Source organism: Pseudomonas sp. BF-R-30 (assembly GCF_019956175.1).
Lineage (GTDB): Bacteria > Pseudomonadota > Gammaproteobacteria > Pseudomonadales > Pseudomonadaceae > Aquipseudomonas > Aquipseudomonas jessenii.
This window is the reverse complement of record NZ_JAHBDE010000075.1, coordinates 144773-163499: the sequence shown is the minus strand read 5'-3', so window position 1 is coordinate 163499 and position 18727 is coordinate 144773. Positions and strand designations below refer to the sequence as shown.

Here is an 18727-nt window from a genome sequence, read left to right as displayed (position 1 = left end):
AATCCATGATTATCGACCTCTACGGATTCGGCCCGGCGCTCGCCGCTGGCGCGCTGATGACTGTGAAACTGGCACTCTCGGCCCTGTGCCTGGGGCTGGTACTCGGTCTGCTCGGCGCCTTGGCCAAGACTTCCCCGTACAAGCCGCTGCAATGGCTTGGCGGCACTTATTCGACCCTGGTTCGCGGTATCCCGGAATTGCTCTGGGTGCTGTTGATCTACTTCGGCACGGTCAACCTGATGCGTGCCCTGGGCGAGTTCTTCGGCAACCCCGACCTTGAACTCAACGCCTTCGCCGCCGGTGTGATCGCGCTGGGCCTGTGCTTCGGCGCCTACGCCACGGAAGTGTTTCGCGGTGCGATCCTCGCCATCCCCAAAGGCCATCGTGAAGCCGGCGTGGCCCTGGGCCTGTCGAAATGGCGCATCTTCACCAAGCTGATCATGCCGCAGATGTGGCGCATTGCCCTGCCCGGCCTGGGCAACCTGTTCATGATCCTGATGAAGGACACCGCGCTGGTGTCGGTGATCGGCCTGGAAGAAATCATGCGTCATGCGCAAATCGGCGTGACCGTCTCCAAGCAACCGTTCACCTTCTATATGGTGGCCGCGTTCATGTACCTGAGCCTGACGGTGCTGGCGATGACCGGCATGCACTTCCTGGAAAAACGTGCCGCTCGCGGCTTCGCGAGGAGCACCCAATGAACTGGGAAGTCATCATCAAGTGGCTGCCGAAACTGGCTCAGGGCGCAACCCTGACCCTGGAACTGGTGGCCATCGCCGTGATCGCCGGTTTGCTGCTGGCCATTCCACTGGGTATCGCCCGCTCGTCGCGCCTGTGGTGGGTGCGGGCATTTCCCTACGGCTACATCTTCTTTTTCCGTGGCACGCCGTTGCTGGTTCAACTGTTCCTGGTCTACTACGGCCTGGCGCAGTTCGACGCGATCCGTAACAGTTCGATGTGGCCGTACCTGCGCGATCCGTTCTGGTGCGCCACGGCGACCATGACCCTGCACACCGCGGCCTACATTGCGGAAATCCTGCGGGGCGCCATCCAGGCGATTCCACCGGGCGAGATCGAGGCGGCACGGGCGCTGGGCATGTCCAGACCCAAAGCGCTGTTCTACATCATCCTGCCGCGCGCCGCGCGCATCGGCCTGCCGGCCTACAGCAACGAGGTGATCCTGATGCTCAAGGCCAGCGCCCTGGCCAGCACCGTGACCCTGCTGGAATTGACCGGCATGGCCCGCACCATCATTGCCCGGACTTACCTCCCGGTGGAGATCTTCTTCGCCGCGGGCATGTTCTATCTGGTAATGGCTTACGTGCTGGTGCGTGGCTTCAAGCTGCTGGAGCGCTGGTTGCGCGTCGATGCCTGCCAAGGGCGTTGATACCGGCGTGTTGACGGGCGAGGCCCTGCTCGCCCGCTTCACCGCGCTGGATGCTTTTCTGACAGAGCATCAGGCACTGTGGAAACCCCGACCGTTCACTCATCGGCATCTTCCCTGGGAAGCGTCCTACCCGGAGCTGGCCGCATGGCTACGCAAGCGGTCGCTGGAAGACGCGGAAAACGCTCACAACCAACCTGCCCTTCTGAATGCACCGGAGCCCTTTGCTTCCCTGGCAACAATGTCCGCTGGCTTGAGTGCCGTGGATGAGTTGCCGGCTCGCACACTCAAAGCGGCGGGCCATCGGTTGAACGTCGATGTACCGGGGCGCAAATGGCAACAGATCGAAGCCTTCGCCAGCCGATTGCAGTTTTCCGAAGCACCGCAGCATTGGATGGACTGGTGTTCGGGTAAGGGACATCTGGGCCGCCGCCTACTGCAACCGGGGCAACAACTGACGTGCCTGGAATACGATCCGGCACTGGTAACCAGCGGCCAGGCACTCAGCCAGCGCCATCACCTGCATGCGCTGCATATCGAACAGGATGTGCTCGCGGCAGACGCAGCTTGTTTACTGGGTGCGTATCACACGCCCGTCGCGCTTCACGCCTGCGGTGATTTACATGTGCGGCTGATTCAACTCGCCAGCGTCACAGGCTGCAAACAGCTCGCCATCGCGCCGTGTTGCTACAACCGGATCAGTCTTGCCCAATACTCGCCGATTTCCTCGACCGCCCAAGGCTCCGGCTTACAGCTTTCCCTCGACGACCTCGCGTTGCCCATGAGCGAAACCGTTACCGCCGGTGCCCGCGTGCGACGTCAACGCGACACCTCCATGGCCCGGCGCCTGGGCTTCGACTTGCTGCAACGGCAACTGCGCGGAATGGACGAGTACCTGCCAACCCCCTCCCTGCCCAGCGCCTGGCTGGACAAACCCTTCGCCGATTACTGTCATCATCTGGCCACTCTCAAAGAGTTATCCACAATCGGCCCGCAAGATTGGTCAGCCCTCGAAGCCTCTGGTTGGCAGCGACTGGCCGAAGTGCGCAACCTTGAACTACTACGCGGACTTTTCCGACGCCCACTGGAGCTTTGGCTGGTCCTTGACCGGGCACTTTTCCTCACCGAGCAGGGCTACAGCGTCCGCGTCGGCACCTTCTGCGAACCCCCGCTCACGCCGCGTAATTTCCTGCTCCTGGCCGAACGCGCTTAAATACATCCGACCTGTGGATAACTCTGTTGATGAAATAATCGTGGATCCAATATCCACGCCTGTTTCAGGGCTAAATCCACACTGTTCATTTTTTATACACCCGCATAAAAAATCGAAAAAACAGGTATTTGCGAACAAACGAGAACGGATCCACAAATTCGGCCTAAACCCAGTGCGCTGCCAATGGCATTGTGCATAAGCATTTAATCAAAACGACATAAATGCCTAATCCCGGATCGCAGACAGGGGAAATTGCACCCTTTCATTACTCTTGATATACACACACGCAAGGGCGCCGGCAGCGCGGCCACGAACAAGAACATTCCTCCGACAGGATGCGCCAGTGACGTTCATTTCCTACGCACAGAATTTCGAAGACATACGCCTGTGGCGCGCCCTCAAAACCGTCGAGAACGGCTTCTACATCGACGTCGGGGCAAACGATCCCACCCATGACTCCGTCACCAAGGCGTTCTACGACAACGGCTGGACCGGCATCAACGTCGAACCGATGCCCAACTATTTCGAAGCCCTGAGCCAGCAACGTCCCAAAGACATCAACCTGCAGTGCGCTGCCGGGGAAAGTGCTGACGAACTGACCTTCTACGGCATCGCCGGCACCGGCCTCTCGACCCTGGACCCGGCCATGGCCAAACTGCACCGAGACGCCGGCATGGACGTGCGCAACCAAACGATCAAGTCCCGCACCCTGGCCTCCATCTGCGAAGAACACGCCCAGGGCCGCGCCATTCACTTCCTGAAAATCGATGTCGAAGGCCACGAAGAAACCGTCCTGCGCGGCATGGACTTCAGCCAATGGCGGCCATGGGTGATCCTTATCGAAACCCCCTGGGCCCGCGACCAGGCCTGGGAAACCCTCGTCACCGACGCCGGCTACCACTCCATCCTGTTCGACGGCATCAACACCTACTACCTCGCCGAAGAACACCTGAACCTCAAACCCGCCTTCGACATCCCGCCGTGCAACCTGGACGAGTTCCAGTTCTGCAAAGGCCACAAGTTCAGCCACCCCGTCAGCGACGCCGAACACCAGCTCGCCGCCGCCCTGCAACGCGCCGAGCAGGCCGAAGCACAGCTGCGCGCGATGCAAAACAGTCGAACCTGGCAAGCCATCCAGAAACTCAAGAAAACCCTGCTGCGAGCCTGACCTGAAGCCCGCGCAAAAATAGTCAAAATTCAGGGGTTTACAGAAGCCAACCAATCGCTATAATCGTCGCCCTGACACGCCGGTATAGCTCAGATGGTAGAGCAACTGACTTGTAATCAGTAGGTCCCGGGTTCGATTCCTGGTGCCGGCACCACATTAGGCTCCATTGCATTCCACCGAATACTCTGGAAGCCCCGAAAACCCGCCCTTTGGCGGGTTTTTTCGTTCCAGGACCCTCCGTCGGGATCCAACAAAATCCCCCTTCCCCGAGGGTATGTTAGGGGTACTGCGATTTCCCGGTCAGGAGCGCGTACCCCTATGCCACGTCTAGCGATCCCCCTCAGCGACCTGCAATGCCGCACGGCCAAAACCCGCGAACACGCCTACAAACTGTTCGACGGCGGCGGCATGTACCTTTTCGTCAAACCCAATGGCGTGAAGACCTGGCGCTTGAAATACACCAAGCCCAGTGGCAAGGAAGGTACGCTCATCATCGGCAATTACCCCATCGTTACCCTTTCCGTCGCACGACGTAAGCGCGATGAAGCCAAGGCGTTGTTGCTCGACAACCTCGACCCAATGGAAGAAAAGAAGAAGGCCAAGATCGTAGCCCAGCGGGCGGCACTGCTTTTCGAAACCGTTGCTCTGGAGTGGCACGCCGACATGTCCCGTCGCTGGACCGAAGGCCACGCAAAAACCGTAATGAGCCGACTGCGCACCCACGTCTTCCCGCTGATCGGCCAACGCCCCATCGCCGAACTCGATACCCACGACCTGCTAGAGATCACCCAGCGCATCAAGGAACGCGGCACCATGGATGTGGCGTTAAGGGTACAGAACTACTTATCCACCATCATGCGCGGGGCCAAAAGGGCTCGGCAGATCACCATGAATCCTGCACTGGATCTGGCAGGCTCGATTCACGCGCCGCGCACAATCCATCGCCCGGCCCTCTCCCTCAACCGTCTACCCGAGCTTCTACACCGTATCGACAACTACAACGGCCGCGAGCTGACGCGCCTCGCCGTCCTGTTGACGCTGCATGTATTTGTCCGCTCCAGCGAACTGCGCTTCGCGCGATGGAGTGAGTTCGACTTCCAACGCGCCATGTGGGAAATCCCCGATACCCGCGCACCGATTGAAGGGGTACGCAACTCCACACGCGGGACCAAAATGAACGGCGACATTCAAATGGTTCCGCTCTCGCCGCAGGTCATCGAAATACTGGAGCGCCTGCGCAGCCTCAGTCGTTTTTCAGAGTTAGTGCTACCGGGAGACCACAAGTACTGGAAGCCCATGTCCGAGAACACGGTGAACACCATGCTCCGCAACGTCGGCTATGACACCAGCAAGGACGTGTGCGGCCACGGCTTCAGGACCATGGCCTGTAGCGCCCTGCTGGAGTCCGGGTTATGGACCGACGCAGCCATCGAACGGCAAATGAGTCACAAGGAACGCAACCGCGTGCGCGCCGCTTATATCCACAAGGCCGAATTCCTCGAACAGCGTCGGCTGATCATGGCGTGGTGGAGCAACTACATCGACGCCAACCGCCATGGGCATGTGACGCCCCACGAATTCGCTCACCCGGTCGGCGACAACATTACAGCCCTACAAAATAGCCGTGGCGCATCCAAACGTGGGTAAGCCAAAGAGATCACCGCAGTCCGCCCTTCCACGCGGGTCCATCCAAGCGGGGCTGCAAAGCCGCCCTGCTTGGATGGACCTCATTTAAAAAATCTAAAGCCCACGCAAACTGTCTGTGGAAAACCACTGATTTCCACTGGTGGATAATTTCATCCACAGCCGCAGAACTCCCGGAAATTCGAGCCTTGACCCGAATTATCCACAGGCGTAGAAAAGATCTGGCAAAGCGCTGTCGTTGACAGCGACCCAGGTAGCCAGGACCTTTAAGGCTACGCCACACCGTGGTGGTTCTCCCCAAGTGCGTTTAGCGTCCGGCAGCACGCACGGTCACTACCCATGTGATGGATGCCACTTCTACTCATGGCCCTCGTGCGCCAGATGCCCCTTTACTTCGCTGCCCTGCAGCAACCTATCCGCTTGGCCATTTCATTGCGCCAACCTGCGCCCGTCTCTTTCTTCCGGAAAGAGACGGGCGCTACTACCACTGCTGCAGCCCAACTCGTACAAGGCTTTGCGGCATTCCCCCTCGTGACAATCGGCGTGACAAACACCGAAGTTACCAGCAACAGCGATGCCGATGATGGTGCCGCAGCCCACGGAATGGACTGCACCTGACTGACAGTCAGGTATGCCCCGGTCGTCGCCTCACTGCCTTCACCCGACTCAGGATCTCGCGGCGCTGGTCTCGTCAGCCAGTGCAGCCTCCACCCGCCCACTTCTGCGGAAGTGCTCAGGAGGCCAGATTATGAGATGCCTAAGCTCCCGGTCGTAAAGAGCCGCCAGTCCCGCGTTAGTGGACAACCCTCACAGGTCGCAGGGGCCTTGATCCCTGATAACACTCAGCATTCTTGGCGGGATGACGTGGGGAAGGTTTCGAAGGTTTGGCTTCGAGAGGAATATGGTCATGGGATTAGTAGCTAGACGAGATGGGCGCAATTTTGGCTATGGCCGGCAACTGAGCTTTGCAGGACCGCAGGCACTGAAAGACCTGTTTGGCGGCGGGCATTACGGCACGGTCAAGGCGCACAGTGATCGGTGGCAAGCGTTTGTACGCTGGTGTCGGTCGGAGGAAGGGCCGGGGTTTAACGATGCGCGGCAAATTAATTGGCAGACCTTGCTGGACTACGCCGGACATCTGCGTCAGCAAGTTGACCAAGGTGAGCTCGCCATCGCCACCGCGCTAAACCGGTTGTCCAGCGTCAACCGGACCATGGCCGCGCTTCGCGGTGATCAGTATGTGAAAGTGCCGAGTCCGAGCAAGGCGCTGGGAATGCGGCGCACCAGCGTTCGTTGCTCGGTGCCACAAGGCCAAGACCGCGAACACGTGAAGCGGATCGTAGAGGTACTTTGCAAACATCAGCAGCCGCGCACCGCGGCCATCGCTAAGTTAACGCGAGCCACTGGCATGCGTCTGCGCGAAGCGATTCTGGCCGACCTACCGCGACTCAAGCGTGAAGCCGAACACTACGACAAGATCAACATCCAGGACGGCACCAAAGGCGGCCGATCCGGTGCGTCAGCACCTCGCTGGATTACGGTAGATGACCATATTCGAGAAGCTCTGAGGTTTGCCGAACAGGTTTCGCCCGATGGTGGCCGCAACCTGCTGGCACCGAACGAAAGCTACCTCGATTTCTTGCAGGGGATCGTCCGCCCCGCCCGAGATATCCTCCATACGCACAACTTCAAAGGCTTCCACGAACTGCGCGCGGCTTATGCGTGCGAACGCTATGAGCAAATCACCCGCCATCCCGCCCCCATCAACGGAGGCCATTGCTATCAACTCGACCGACGCCTAGATCAGGATGCCCGAGTACAAATCAGCTATGAGCTGGGGCATGGCCGTATCGACGTGGTGTCGGCTTACATTGGTGGTCGAGCATGAGCAAGCCATTCGATATGGAGCTGTTCCTGTCAGGCGTCCTGACCGGGTCGCATACCACCCGCCAACGCCACCTACGTCAGGCGAAGGCTATCCAAACAGCAATCGCTGAGCGCTGGCAACGCGACAATCCATGGACTTGGCAAAGAAAACACCTGGCGTGGTTTTTGAATCACCACCTAAACCAGCACGCTGAATCGACGCGGTATTACTATTTGCTGACCATGCAATTACTCACTCATCGCTTAGGAAAACCCTTTCAGTTCAACCGCTAAACGAATGTCAGAAGACGGCCGAGGCTGTGTAAAAACGTTTTAGCGCAGGATTGAGGTTCAGAACCAGAACGGAAATCGCGTTCCTACGCAAATTTCAGGTCTGCTGATTAACCAAGGACTGCCAGATTTTACGTAGCGACGCAGACTTTAAAACGGTGCCTGCTTATTTACACAGCCTGGGCCAGAAGCGGACGTCCAGGAACGACTGCTTCCGGTCGATTCTGTTGAAAAAGTCGGCCATGGTTTGCGCAGCAGAAAAGTATGCGTCCGAGATTTAAATCTTTGCTTTCGGCAGAGGCTTCCGGACGCAGACTTTACGTAGCAGCGTGCAAAAAAGGCGATTTAACCAGTGAATGACCAGACTGTTTGGGCGAACCGACTTTTCAACAGAATCGGCCAAAAGCGGTCATCGAGTGACTACAAAAGCAGAGGCGATCCAGCATGGCCGGGGATGTCTACCGGAGCGGGGGTAGTCACTTCTTTCATGACGGACTGCAAAGAATCATGTACGGCGTATGGAGATGCCCTTGACGACAATACTCACCCATTGCGCCCACAACTGCTCCATTCCGTTTTGACTTATAGGAGTTGCATCCGCCCGCCAAGACAAGCTCAGGATGCCATTTGCAGCTGCCCATAACGAGGTGGCAGCCAGGCATGGGTCTATCGTGGGGTCAATGGTGCCGTCAGCTATGCCATCGCGTAAGGCTGCTTCCATCTTGCTGTTCTGGTGCCTTATCAAATCGCTCATTCGCGCGACCGCTTCAGGCTCATTGGGGGGATCTGCGAGCAGGCGGAACTCATTTGGCCGCTCACAAGCGAAGCGAAAATAACCCTGTGCAACGATCCAAAGTCGCTCCATGGGCGTCCCGGCAGCCGCATAAGCTGCGTCCATGTAAACCTTGTTTTCCTCAAAGGCCCGTTCAGCAACAGCCATAAGCAAAGCTGATCGCCCGCCAATCCTGTTGTAGATGGTCTGCACCGCAATATCTGCCCGTTCAGCTACGGCCTCGAGAGTAAAAGCGGCCGCTCCGCCCTCCAAAAGCAAGGCTTCGGCATTCTGGATTATCGCTAGCCGCGTGGCTTCAGCCTTGCGCTGGGTGCGAGTGGGAGCGGGAGTAGAGGGCGTGGAATTTGTCATGGCGCGAGTATACACGACGATTGGTTGTTGTATGTTCATCCAAAAGTGGAATAGCATCAAAAAAATAACAAAGGTACCCGCCATGTTCCAACGTCTCGATGTCTCTTTTCCATCCGGCGACGCAAGGTGCGCCGCTTGGCTGTACCTGCCAGAACAACCTAAGCCACATCCCGTCATCGTGATGGCTCACGGCCTGGGTGGCGTACGAGAAATGCGCCTAGAAGCGTTTGCCGAGCGCTTCTGTGAGGCCGGATACGCATGCCTGGTGTTCGACTACCGCAACTTTGGTGCAAGCCAAGGCGAACCTAGGCAACTGCTGGACATCAAGCGTCAGCAGGAGGATTGGCGATCAGCCGTTGCCTATGCTCGAACCCATGACGATTTGGATGCCGCAAAGGTAGTCCTATGGGGCACTTCGTTTAGCGGCGGGCACGTGATCTACACCGCAGCGGCTGATGCAAAGATCGCAGCTGTGATGGCCCAGTGCCCTTTTACTGATGGGTTGGCGTCATTACTAAAGGTCGACCTGTTCACTTCGCTCAAATTGACCGCATGGGGTGTCGCCGACGTGGCTTGCTCTCTAATTGGTGCCGGGCCTGTAACCGCCAAATTAGCTGGGCCAAAGTGGTCTGCGGCGCTTATGACCGCACCGGATGCGGAGTCTGGGTATCTTGGATTGGTACCCGCTAAATACCCTTTCAAGAATTACGTAGCGGCTCGATTTGCGCTGGCTATCGGGCTCTATAGGCCGGGGAAAAAGACCCCGAAGCTTCTTTGCCCAATTTTATTTTGCATCTGCGAAACAGATAGCGTCGCACCTACAGGCCCCACATTGCGCCATGCCAAAAGGGCTCCTGACGCTGAAATTCATATGTGCAAGGAAGGACATTTCGACATCTATGTCGGGGAGGCCTTCGAGCATGTCATCCAGAAGCAAATTTCCTTTCTAAAGCGTCGCGTCTCACGCGGAGCCGCACGCTTCCACGCTGCATGACTTAGCGCCATCGCTGTCTGCCCAACAATAACAATATCGAGATATGAACATGTTTCATTTGCAGGATAAGGTCGTATTAATTACTGGCGCGGGCGGAGGCATTGGTGCCGCAACCGCTCGAGCAATGCATGCCGTCGGCGCGAAGGTTGTACTGCTGGACGTAACAGAAAACGCTATCCAAGAGCTTGCAACGGAGCTTGGCCCACGAACTCTAGCGATATTCGCGAGCGTCACCTCCCGCGAAGATTTGGATCGAGCGGTTGCGAGGGCTGTAGAGACCTTTGGTGGAATCGACGTCGTGTTCGCTAATGCGGGTATCGCCTGTGATCCGCCCACGACCATCAGAAATATGGACGAGGCGACATTCGAACGAGTCGTTGAGGTCGACCTATTGGGTGTTTGGCGGACGGTGCGTGCGTGTCTGCCCCAGATTTGCGCCCGCAATGGTCATGTCCTAGTCACGTCATCCGTATATGCGTTCGTCAATGGGGTGGTGAATGCGCCCTACGCCATGTCCAAAGCTGGTGTAGAGATGTTCGGCCGCTCTCTTCGGGCTGAACTTGCAGGGACAGGTGCTACTGCAGGTGTTCTTTACCCAGGTTGGGTATCGACAGCGATCGCCAAGAGCGCTTTTGGGGGGAATGCAGAAGCCACTGAGCTTGTGAAGCTGGCGTACCCAAGTGTGTTGAGAGCGCCTATTCAGCCAGCGAGAATCGCGGAGGCAGTCGTCAAGGGGGTTCAGACTCGTTCTGCCCGAATTAACTGTCCGCGCCGGTGGATCCCCATTTCTATTCTTCGAGGGATCTTTAATCTGCTCACGGATTTGACTTTGGACCGTGATAAAAGAATTCATGCGCTGATTCGCAAGATGGAAAAATAACTGCCCTGTGCAGATAAACTGATTTATTACTCTCAGTGCCAAGCTCAGAGGGCAGTCAGCAAGTTTGCTCCGCTTAAGCGGCTTACACATGGACATTAAGATGAACAATAAACCTACTATATTCATCACAGGCGCGGGCAAAGGAATTGGTGCCGAAACGGCCTTGTTTTTTGCTAAGCAGGGATACCGAGTCGCAGCGACAGACATCAGTGAGACAGACCTTGTCATGCTGAAAAAGAAACTTGGTGGAAGTCATTTCTATCGTCGTCTAGATGTTACTCAATCTGATGAGTTTGCCGCCGTGTTAAGTGAGTTTGCGTCCGAGAGCGGCGGTGCCATTGATGTGCTGTTCAACAACGCAGGCATAGCCTTCATCGATGATTTTGAGAAAGTGACTCTTGAGAAACACCTCTCGGTCACCGATGTCAATGCTAAGGGGATACAGATTGGTGCCTTCCATGCGCTCCCGTACCTTAAGGAAAGCGCGGAGCCGGCGATGATTAACATGTGTTCCCTCAGTTCTGAATATGGCGTACCAAGCGAGGCATCATATTCAGCCAGCAAGTTTTGGGTAAAAGGATTTACTGAGGCCTTAAACATCGAGTGGGATCGATACGGGATTTATGTATGTGACGTGATGCCAAATTTTGTGGCTACGCCAATGATGGATGCGGCACATGGAAATATCGTCGACTCGGTAGGTATTCATCTAAAAGCCAGCGATGTTACTGCAACAGTATGGAAAGCCGTGCAGAACCGAAGGGGCGTTCATTGGGAAGTTGATACCTGGCGTCCTCGACTGATGCGTGCCGTGACTAAATTTCTGCCACAGCGCACGCGCAGAGCCATTATTAAGAATCTGTCGGGCTATTAGTTAAATACCTTCTAGTCTCCATCAACTTGGTATCCGTTACGGAGAAGGGGTCATCATATATAGCTTCTAGCCACCGAACAATCTAACTCTGGCAATAATAGTAGTAGGAGAACTGGATCAACGAACAGTTCTCCGGTGAGGCGCCCTTGCCTGCAATAAGTAAAGTGTTGCCGATCGGTAATAGAAACCTTGGAGCGGATTCAAGCCCCTTCTTATCTTCTGCCCGACCAATTACGCCCTTCTGGGCTACACGAGGAATGATCATGATCATCACCCTTCATGAACTTGAGGAGCTCAGCACTAAGGCAGAGAAAAAGCCTTTTGATGTCGGATTCGAGTCGGGACTTTCCGGCCGAACACTCTTCGACTGCCCTTATGGCCATGTCACGGATGAAGCCTACCGGCAGCGCCATGAGTGGCTAGAGGGATTTCTCACGGCTTTGGCGCATAACGGAACTTCAGGCGCGTTCTGATCGCCCGTGATCGGAGCTAGTTGCCGGCGTAGCTCCGCGCGCTCACCGCGCTATTTGTCATTACCTCGCAAGGCAGCATCTGCAGCAGAGCACGCCGGCGAATCGGGCTACAAGGTGCCTTCTACAGGGACCTTTTCACAACATCGATGAACGCCAACCGGCACTGCCAAGTGCACCGGAAGGTGAAGCTTTGCCTGCGCACCAATCAATAAAAACAATACGAGGTGGGAAATGAAACTGAGCAACCGTGCAATCATGTATCTCTCAGTCGTGGGAGAAGTGTCTGCCTGGACTAAATTCGCAGGTGTCGTGGCAATACTCAGCGCTTCCACAAGCGTCCTAGCCAATGGCATTGCCTTAAATGAACAAAGTGCAAGCAGTGCGGGTACTGCTTATGCGGGGAGATCGTCTTCTGCGCTGGACGCCAGCACTATCTTTGGAAATCCTGCAGGTTTGACCAAATTGAAACGTACCGAGATTTCCGGCGGAGCCGCGGTCGTCTCGGTGAGCGATGACATCAGTGACGCGCAGAGCAGTGCCCCGGGAACGAACAAAGGGGACTCGGTCCCTTTGGGGGTTGTGCCCTTTGCCTACATGTCGACGCCGCTTGACGATCGTTTTTCGATGGGTCTGGGCCTGTATGCTCCGAGTGGTCTGATCAATGATTACGAGAGCAGTTTTCAAGGCCGTTACCATGGTTCCTATAGCACGACCAAGGAGATCACCCTGCAGCCCACCATTGCCTGGCGGATCAATGATTACGTGTCCATTGGTGGCGGACCGACCATAAACCGCTTCAATGCAAAGCTTCAGAACTACCTGGCCACCGGCGCCCTGAACAACGGCGAAGACACGCTGGTCACCATCAAAGGCGATGACACCGCACTTGGCTACAACGTCGGCATCTTGATTGACTTTACCGAGGCCACCAGCTGGGGGATCAACTATCACTCGAAGGTGGACTATGAACTTGAAGGGCATACTGAGGTTTCCGGCTCCCCGAGCTTTATTTCGCTGGATGGAAAGTATGACAACAAGATAGATCTCACGATGCCCGAATCCGTGGATACGTCCATCACCCATCATTTCAACAGTCGCTGGACGGGTTACCTGGGAGCTACCTGGAAACGCTGGAGTCGGATCCAGAAGGTTGAGGCCCTCAACAGCGGTCTTTCCCCCCTGGGCCAGGCAGCTGGCCTGGGAAGTGTGACCGAAGAAATGAACTGGCGTGACACCTGGTCTGGTGCTCTGGGTGCCTCTTATCAATTGAACCAGCAATGGCTACTGCGCGCAGGCTACGCCTATGACCCGTCGCCCATCAGGAACGCCGATCGCAGCGTGCGCGTTCCGGTCGGGAATCGCCAAGCCGTGACCTTGGGCGGTGCTTATTCGCCGAATCCCGATCTGACGATCGACTTTGCTTACGGTTATCTCTGGGATTCCAAAGTCTCGGTAAAGCAATCGAACAACTCAGGTCTTCAACCGGAATACAGTGCCAACTACGACAACAGTGCGAATGGGGTTTCGGTTCAGGCCACTTATCGGTACTAACCGCCCTGATGACGCAACGCCCATTCCTGAACCTGTAAGGTGGTTCGTCACAGGGATCGTTGTTGACAGGCAGCAATTGGCCGTCTGCTGTCTGTCACCACGGCAGTTTTTGGCGGATTCCTGCCTATTCTCTACGGAGGGGATAATCGACAACGTTCGAGTTCAGGAGGCTTACCATTCCGTATGTGGCTCTGAATTACTTGCAGACTGACAACGTGCTGACCTCTAAAAAATCCCGAGTTCGATTCCACCGAACGCCATAACTAGCTGATTTATTTATAGTTACTAGTTGGGGTACGCCGAATTTTCCAGCGAATTCCAGATCCGCAGAAAACCTGGCCTCGCAGCAAGCTACCGTTCGTCTGGTGCCGGCACCATATAGAATAACGACTTAGGCTCACCTTACGGTGGGCCTTTTTCGTTTCTGGCTCCAGACTCCTTCAATTTTCCCCGTTCGTTCCCCGTTTCGTGCCCGCCACTTCCTAAGTTCTTGAGCCGCCTCAAAAATATTGGGGAGTTGCACAGCGCAGCTCTTTATTGAGGCGCTATGGGAAATTGCAGTCCACCGCGATTGGCAGCAACCGGCCCAGGCTGTGTGAAAACGCACTGAGTACATCGAAAACTGTGGGCTACGGACGTTGCCTGCGAAACTGGCAGACGGAAGCGCGAATTACCCTAGTCAGCTACATAGGCGTTCGTAGTTGCTGTTTTGGCCGCGTCAGCAGCCCAAACAACCAATCACGGACGATCAAGCGGCTGGATTCACGCCCTGATCGCTTCAAGCAGTCCTGAGATGCCGAAGATGCTCATCATTCGTTTGAGGTTGTAGGCGAGTACATGAAGGCTCATCTCAGTACTTACCCTTGGTAGGGTTTTGGTCAGGAAGTGGGTACTTCCCATCCAGTATTTGAGCGTTCCAAAAGGATGTTCAACGGTCTGTCGGCGACGCCTCATCATCGTTGGATCATTTTCCAGCCGTACCTGCATCGCATCTCCTCAAGCACCTGACACATCCAACTGGTCAGGTGGAATGCAAATGGGTGGGCGAGTCGACGGAGTTATCAGCCGCACGTCGCTCCGTAGTGTCAGGGCTTGGGCAGTACCAGGATGCGATTTTCGCGTCCGCGAAAATGGAAGCTACCTCATGCTAATCACCCTGTGTGCCCCTGCTCAAAAGTTGAACGGGAACAGTTGAACACCTGGGGCAGTTTTCGGTCAGCGGCAGCATGCCAAATCATCACATAGTCAGTATTGCTCGTCATAATGACCATTAATTCGTTAAATCAACGCACTTTTCGTCTTATCGTCGCACTCGCTTGCTTCTAGACTACTTTCCCCTGCGGGCTCTGCCTTCTTGTTCACCAGGAGCGCGACCTGTCGAGTGTTACTTCTTCCATAGTGTCATACGAGTTCCATAACAGTACTCATGTGTCACAAGCGCTCATGTTGGTCCTTAGGAATAAAAACAATGAAAAGAAAATTTCTGACCCTTTCTGCGTTGGCTTTGTGTGTAGCTGCCGGTTCCGCGCTGGCCAAGGAGTACAAGGAGTTGCGCTTCGGCGTTGACCCCTCTTATGCGCCGTTCGAATCCAAGGCCGCCGATGGCAGCCTGGTGGGCTTCGATATCGACCTGGGCAACGCGATCTGCGCTGAGCTGAAGGTCAAGTGCAAGTGGGTTGAAAGCGACTTCGACGGCATGATTCCCGGCCTCAAGGCCAACAAGTTCGATGGTGTGATCTCTTCCATGACCGTCACGCCGGCACGTGAGAAAGTCATCGATTTCTCGAGCGAGCTGTTCTCTGGCCCGACCGCGCTGGTATTCAAGAAAGGCGCGGCCGTCGGCACCGATCCGGCTTCCCTCAAGGGCAAGAAAGTCGGCTACGAGCAAGGCACCATCCAGGAAGCCTACGCCAAGGCCGTGCTGGACAAGGCTGGGGTAGAGACGCAGGCCTACGCCAACCAGGACCAGGTGTACGCCGACCTGATCTCCGGCCGCCTCGATGCCTCGATCCAGGACATGCTGCAAGCCGAACTGGGCTTCCTGAAGTCGCCACCAGGCGCCGACTTCCAAATCAGCGAACCGGTCGAAAGCCCCCTGCTGCCAGCCAAAACCGCCGTGGGCCTCACCAAAGGCAACGCCGAGCTCCAGGCCTTGCTGAACAAAGGCATCAAGGCACTGCACGACAATGGCACCTATGCGGCCGTCCAGCAGAAGCACTTTGGCGATCTGAATCTCTACAGCGGCCAATAATGACCCTGCGCCCATTTCCGGATGGGCGCTTTCTGGATTGACGTAGGGCTGCCCAATGTTCGAAAACCTGTTGATGATCCTGGGGCTGTCAGGCTTCAGCCTCAAGGGCTTTGGCCCGCTGTTGCTGCAAGGTTCCTGGATGACTGTCAAATTATCCTTTCTGTGCTTGCTGGTGAGCGTTGGCCTGGGCCTGATCGGCGCCAGCGCCAAGCTTTCGAAATCGGCACTGCTGCGCGTCCCTGCGCAGGCCTACACCACACTGATCCGCGGGGTGCCGGACCTGGTGCTGATGCTGTTGATCTTCTACAGCCTGCAAACCTGGCTGACCAGCCTGACCGAAGCACTGGGCTGGGACTATATCGAAATCAACCCCTTTAGCGCCGGGGTCATTACCCTGGGCTTCATCTACGGGGCGTATTTCACCGAAACCTTCCGTGGCGCCATCCTTGCCGTACCCCGAGGGCAGATGGAAGCGGCTACCGCCTACGGCCTGACCCGCGCCCAGCGCTTTCGCCTGGTGGTGTTCCCGCAAATGATGCGTTTTGCCCTGCCGGGCATCGGTAATAACTGGATGGTGATCCTCAAGGCCACCGCGCTGGTGTCGATCATTGGCCTGGCCGATCTGGTCAAGGTGGCCCAGGACGCTGGCAAGAGCTCCTATCAGCTGTTCTTCTTCCTGATACTGGCCGCCTTGATCTATTTGGTGATCACCACCGTTTCGAACTACGTCTTGCGCCGGATGGAAATCTTCTACGCCGCAGGCACCCGGGAGGCCGTGCGATGATCGAGCTACTGCAGGAATACTGGAAACCGTTCCTGTTCCAGGACGGCACTCACATCACCGGGCTGGCCATGACCCTCTGGCTGCTCAGTGCCTCGATCTTCTTCGGCTTCGTGATGTCGATCCCGCTGTCTATAGCCCGGGTCTCGACCAATGTCTGGGTGCGCTGGCCGGTGCAGTTCTACACCTACCTGTTCCGTGGCACACCGCTGTATATCCAGTTGCTGATTTGCTACACGGGGATATACAGCCTGGCCGCGGTACGAGCTCAGCCAGTGCTGGATGCGTTCTTTCGCGATGCGATGAACTGCACCATCCTGGCGTTCGCCCTGAACACCTGCGCCTACACCACGGAGATCTTCGCCGGGGCGATTCGCAGCATGGCCCATGGTGAAGTCGAAGCAGCCAAGGCCTACGGCCTGACCGGCTGGAAGCTGTACACCTACGTGATCATGCCGTCCGCCCTGCGTCGCTCGCTGCCTTATTACAGCAACGAAGTGATTCTGATGCTGCACTCGACCACCGTGGCCTTCACCGCGACCATCCCGGACATTCTGAAAGTCGCGCGGGACGCCAACTCGGCGACCTTCCTGACCTTCCAGTCGTTCGGCATCGCCGCGTTGATCTACCTGGCAGTCACTTTCTCCCTGGTCGGCCTGTTCCGCCTGGCTGAACGCCGTTGGTTGTCCTTCCTCGGCCCGGCTCACTAATTCAGGATGCTTGTTCATGTACAAACTGACCGTTGAAAACCTGCACAAAAGTTACGGCAACCATGAAGTCCTCAAGGGCGTTTCACTAAACGCCAGGACCGGCGATGTGATCAGCCTGATTGGCGCCAGTGGTTCGGGCAAGAGCACCTTTCTGCGTTGCATCAACTTCCTGGAAACGCCCAACGACGGCGCCATGAGCCTGGACAACCAGCCGATTAAAATGGTCCATGACCACCACGGCATGCGCGTGGCCGACGCCAATGAACTGCAACGCATCCGCACTCGCCTGGCGATGGTGTTCCAGCACTTCAACCTGTGGAGCCACATGACCGTGCTCGACAACATCACCATGGCCCCGCGCCGAGTGCTGGGCGTCAGCAAGAAGGACGCGGAGGATCGCGCCCGGCGCTACCTGGACAAGGTCGGTTTACCGGCACGGGTTGCCGATCAATACCCGGCGTTTCTCTCGGGCGGTCAGCAGCAACGGGTCGCCATTGCCCGTGCCCTGAGCATGGAACCGGAGATCATGCTGTTCGACGAGCCGACTTCGGCCCTGGACCCGGAACTGGTGGGCGAAGTGCTCAAGGTGATCCAGGGCCTGGCCGAAGAAGGCCGCACCATGATCATGGTGACCCACGAAATGAGCTTTGCGCGCAAAGTGTCGAACCAGGTGCTGTTCCTGCACCAGGGACGGGTCGAAGAACAGGGTGCGCCCGAGGACGTATTAGGCAACCCCAAAAGCGAGCGCCTGAAGCAGTTTCTAAGCGGCAACCTGAAGTAAGTCCCATAAGCAGACATATCGTTTCGGTCACGGTGTTCGATAGCGCGTATCAGCAAGGAAAAATTGTGCCGAGCCGATATGTCTCGCTCCTTTAAAATGGTCGATCAAGTAGAAGCAACCGTGCCGCCAGAGCTGTCATCACCGCAGCGAAGCTATAGGCACCAAGGCGTTTAGATATCATGCCTTCGCGAAAGCGCACATGCAGCTGTCCGGCGCAAAATCCGAGCAGGGAATGGAAGATCAATGCGATCAGCGCAAGCAACAAACCCAAGAACATTAATTGCGAGGTGACACTACTGGTGCCTACGGTGACGAACTGCGGTAGGAATACCATGAAGAACAACAGCGCCTTGGGGTTTAACAAACTGTTGAGCGTGGCTCGGACAAAGATCTTCTTCAGCGAGGCCTGTGTGGCTTGAGATTCAATATCCGAAGTAGAAGTCTTCAATGCCTGCCACGCCAGCAACATCAGATAACAAGCCCCGGCCCAGCGCAGCAAGTCAAACGCCGGCGCCCAACTCATCACCAACACACCGAGGCCTGCGCTAACCATGACGGTCATCAGCACATCGGCCAGGGTTATTCCCAGTGCTGCAGCGAGGCCGGCACGCCATCCATGAGCAACCGCATGGCTGCTGACGATAGCCATGTTAGGGCCAGGAACGATCAACAACAGCAAGGCGGCAACAATGAACAGGTAAAGGTTAGTGGTATCCGGCATA

18 protein-coding genes, 1 tRNA gene and 1 pseudogene are annotated in these 18727 nt (G+C 56.5%); 17 read left to right on the top strand and 3 right to left on the bottom strand.

Features of this window, described 5'->3' with window-relative positions; all coding sequences use genetic code 11:
* Nucleotides 1–5: 5 nt before the first annotated feature.
* From KGB20_RS27610 to KGB20_RS27575, 8 genes are all read left to right on the top strand, one after another.
* On the top strand, nt 6–701 hold the full coding sequence (locus tag KGB20_RS27610) for an ABC transporter permease (protein ID WP_057712425.1): 696 nt from the start codon (nt 6–8) through the stop codon (nt 699–701).
* The gene (locus KGB20_RS27605) at nt 698–1387 is read left to right on the top strand and encodes an ABC transporter permease (RefSeq protein ID WP_008046525.1); all 690 of its coding nucleotides are present in this window, start codon (nt 698–700) and stop codon (nt 1385–1387) included. Before KGB20_RS27610 ends, KGB20_RS27605 begins: the two co-directional genes overlap by 4 nt.
* Nucleotides 1368–2597 carry a methyltransferase gene (locus KGB20_RS27600; protein WP_154910710.1) on the top strand — a complete coding sequence of 410 codons (1230 nt, stop codon included), beginning with the start codon at nt 1368–1370 and terminating at the stop codon, nt 2595–2597. The genes KGB20_RS27605 and KGB20_RS27600 overlap by 20 nt, the downstream gene beginning before the upstream one ends.
* Nucleotides 2598–2940: 343 nt before the next feature.
* The gene (locus tag KGB20_RS27595) at nt 2941–3765 is read left to right on the top strand and encodes an FkbM family methyltransferase (RefSeq protein WP_150812013.1); all 825 of its coding nucleotides are present in this window, start codon (nt 2941–2943) and stop codon (nt 3763–3765) included.
* Between the two features lie 78 nt (nt 3766–3843).
* A tRNA-Thr gene (locus KGB20_RS27590) sits at nt 3844–3919 on the top strand.
* Between the two features lie 164 nt (nt 3920–4083).
* Entirely contained in the window at nt 4084–5412 is a 1329-nt protein-coding gene (locus KGB20_RS27585; RefSeq protein WP_108216166.1) for a tyrosine-type recombinase/integrase, read from the top strand.
* A gap of 904 nt (nt 5413–6316) precedes the next feature.
* The gene (locus KGB20_RS27580; protein WP_108216164.1) at nt 6317–7297 is read left to right on the top strand and encodes an integrase domain-containing protein; all 981 of its coding nucleotides are present in this window, start codon (nt 6317–6319) and stop codon (nt 7295–7297) included.
* Complete coding sequence (locus KGB20_RS27575; RefSeq protein ID WP_108216163.1) at nt 7294–7569, top strand: hypothetical protein; 276 nt, start codon at nt 7294–7296, stop codon at nt 7567–7569. The genes KGB20_RS27580 and KGB20_RS27575 overlap by 4 nt, the downstream gene beginning before the upstream one ends.
* A 502-nt stretch (nt 7570–8071) precedes the next feature.
* Here KGB20_RS27575 and KGB20_RS27570 read toward each other — a convergent pair.
* Nucleotides 8072–8794: a TetR/AcrR family transcriptional regulator gene (locus KGB20_RS27570; RefSeq protein ID WP_108216162.1), complete on the bottom strand. Its 723-nt coding sequence runs from the start codon at nt 8792–8794 to the stop codon at nt 8072–8074.
* On the opposite strand from KGB20_RS27570, the gene KGB20_RS27565 reads away from it, so the two are divergent.
* The 5 genes from KGB20_RS27565 (at nt 8793) to KGB20_RS27545 (ending at nt 13482) form a co-directional block, all read left to right on the top strand.
* Nucleotides 8793–9704 carry an alpha/beta hydrolase gene (locus KGB20_RS27565; protein WP_108216161.1) on the top strand — a complete coding sequence of 304 codons (912 nt, stop codon included), beginning with the start codon at nt 8793–8795 and terminating at the stop codon, nt 9702–9704. The two genes, KGB20_RS27570 and KGB20_RS27565, sit on opposite strands and share 2 nt — an antisense overlap.
* Before the next feature lie 43 nt (nt 9705–9747).
* Nucleotides 9748–10584: a short-chain dehydrogenase/reductase gene (locus tag KGB20_RS27560; protein WP_230138893.1), complete on the top strand. Its 837-nt coding sequence runs from the start codon at nt 9748–9750 to the stop codon at nt 10582–10584.
* Nucleotides 10585–10684: 100 nt separating this feature from the next.
* Complete coding sequence (locus tag KGB20_RS27555; RefSeq protein WP_108216483.1) at nt 10685–11458, top strand: SDR family oxidoreductase; 774 nt, start codon at nt 10685–10687, stop codon at nt 11456–11458.
* A gap of 263 nt (nt 11459–11721) precedes the next feature.
* A complete protein-coding gene (locus KGB20_RS27550; protein ID WP_158273936.1) occupies nt 11722–11931 on the top strand; it encodes a hypothetical protein in 210 nt (69 codons plus the stop codon).
* A gap of 231 nt (nt 11932–12162) precedes the next feature.
* Nucleotides 12163–13482 carry an outer membrane protein transport protein gene (locus KGB20_RS27545; protein WP_108216159.1) on the top strand — a complete coding sequence of 440 codons (1320 nt, stop codon included), beginning with the start codon at nt 12163–12165 and terminating at the stop codon, nt 13480–13482.
* A gap of 762 nt (nt 13483–14244) precedes the next feature.
* On the opposite strand, the pseudogene KGB20_RS27540 reads toward KGB20_RS27545, so the two are convergent.
* Nucleotides 14245–14475: pseudogene (locus KGB20_RS27540) on the bottom strand (transposase); the annotation flags it as partial.
* Between the two features lie 475 nt (nt 14476–14950).
* On the opposite strand from KGB20_RS27540, the gene KGB20_RS27535 reads away from it, so the two are divergent.
* The 4 genes from KGB20_RS27535 to KGB20_RS27520 are packed head-to-tail and all read left to right on the top strand — an operon-like array spanning nt 14951 to nt 18005.
* Nucleotides 14951–15733, top strand: a complete 783-nt coding sequence (locus tag KGB20_RS27535) for a transporter substrate-binding domain-containing protein (protein ID WP_154861232.1) — start codon at nt 14951–14953, stop codon at nt 15731–15733.
* Between the two features lie 55 nt (nt 15734–15788).
* A complete protein-coding gene (locus KGB20_RS27530; protein WP_057712432.1) occupies nt 15789–16517 on the top strand; it encodes an ABC transporter permease in 729 nt (242 codons plus the stop codon).
* Nucleotides 16514–17224 carry an ABC transporter permease gene (locus tag KGB20_RS27525; RefSeq protein WP_057712433.1) on the top strand — a complete coding sequence of 237 codons (711 nt, stop codon included), beginning with the start codon at nt 16514–16516 and terminating at the stop codon, nt 17222–17224. The genes KGB20_RS27530 and KGB20_RS27525 overlap by 4 nt, the downstream gene beginning before the upstream one ends.
* Nucleotides 17225–17240: 16 nt before the next feature.
* Nucleotides 17241–18005, top strand: a complete 765-nt coding sequence (locus KGB20_RS27520; RefSeq protein WP_102671510.1) for an ABC transporter ATP-binding protein — start codon at nt 17241–17243, stop codon at nt 18003–18005.
* Between the two features lie 91 nt (nt 18006–18096).
* Here the strand turns inward: KGB20_RS27520 and KGB20_RS27515 are convergent, their stop codons facing one another.
* Nucleotides 18097–18726, bottom strand: coding sequence for a LysE family translocator (locus KGB20_RS27515; RefSeq protein WP_154910719.1), 630 nt, complete (start codon nt 18724–18726; stop codon nt 18097–18099).
* Nucleotide 18727: the final 1 nt, after the last annotated feature.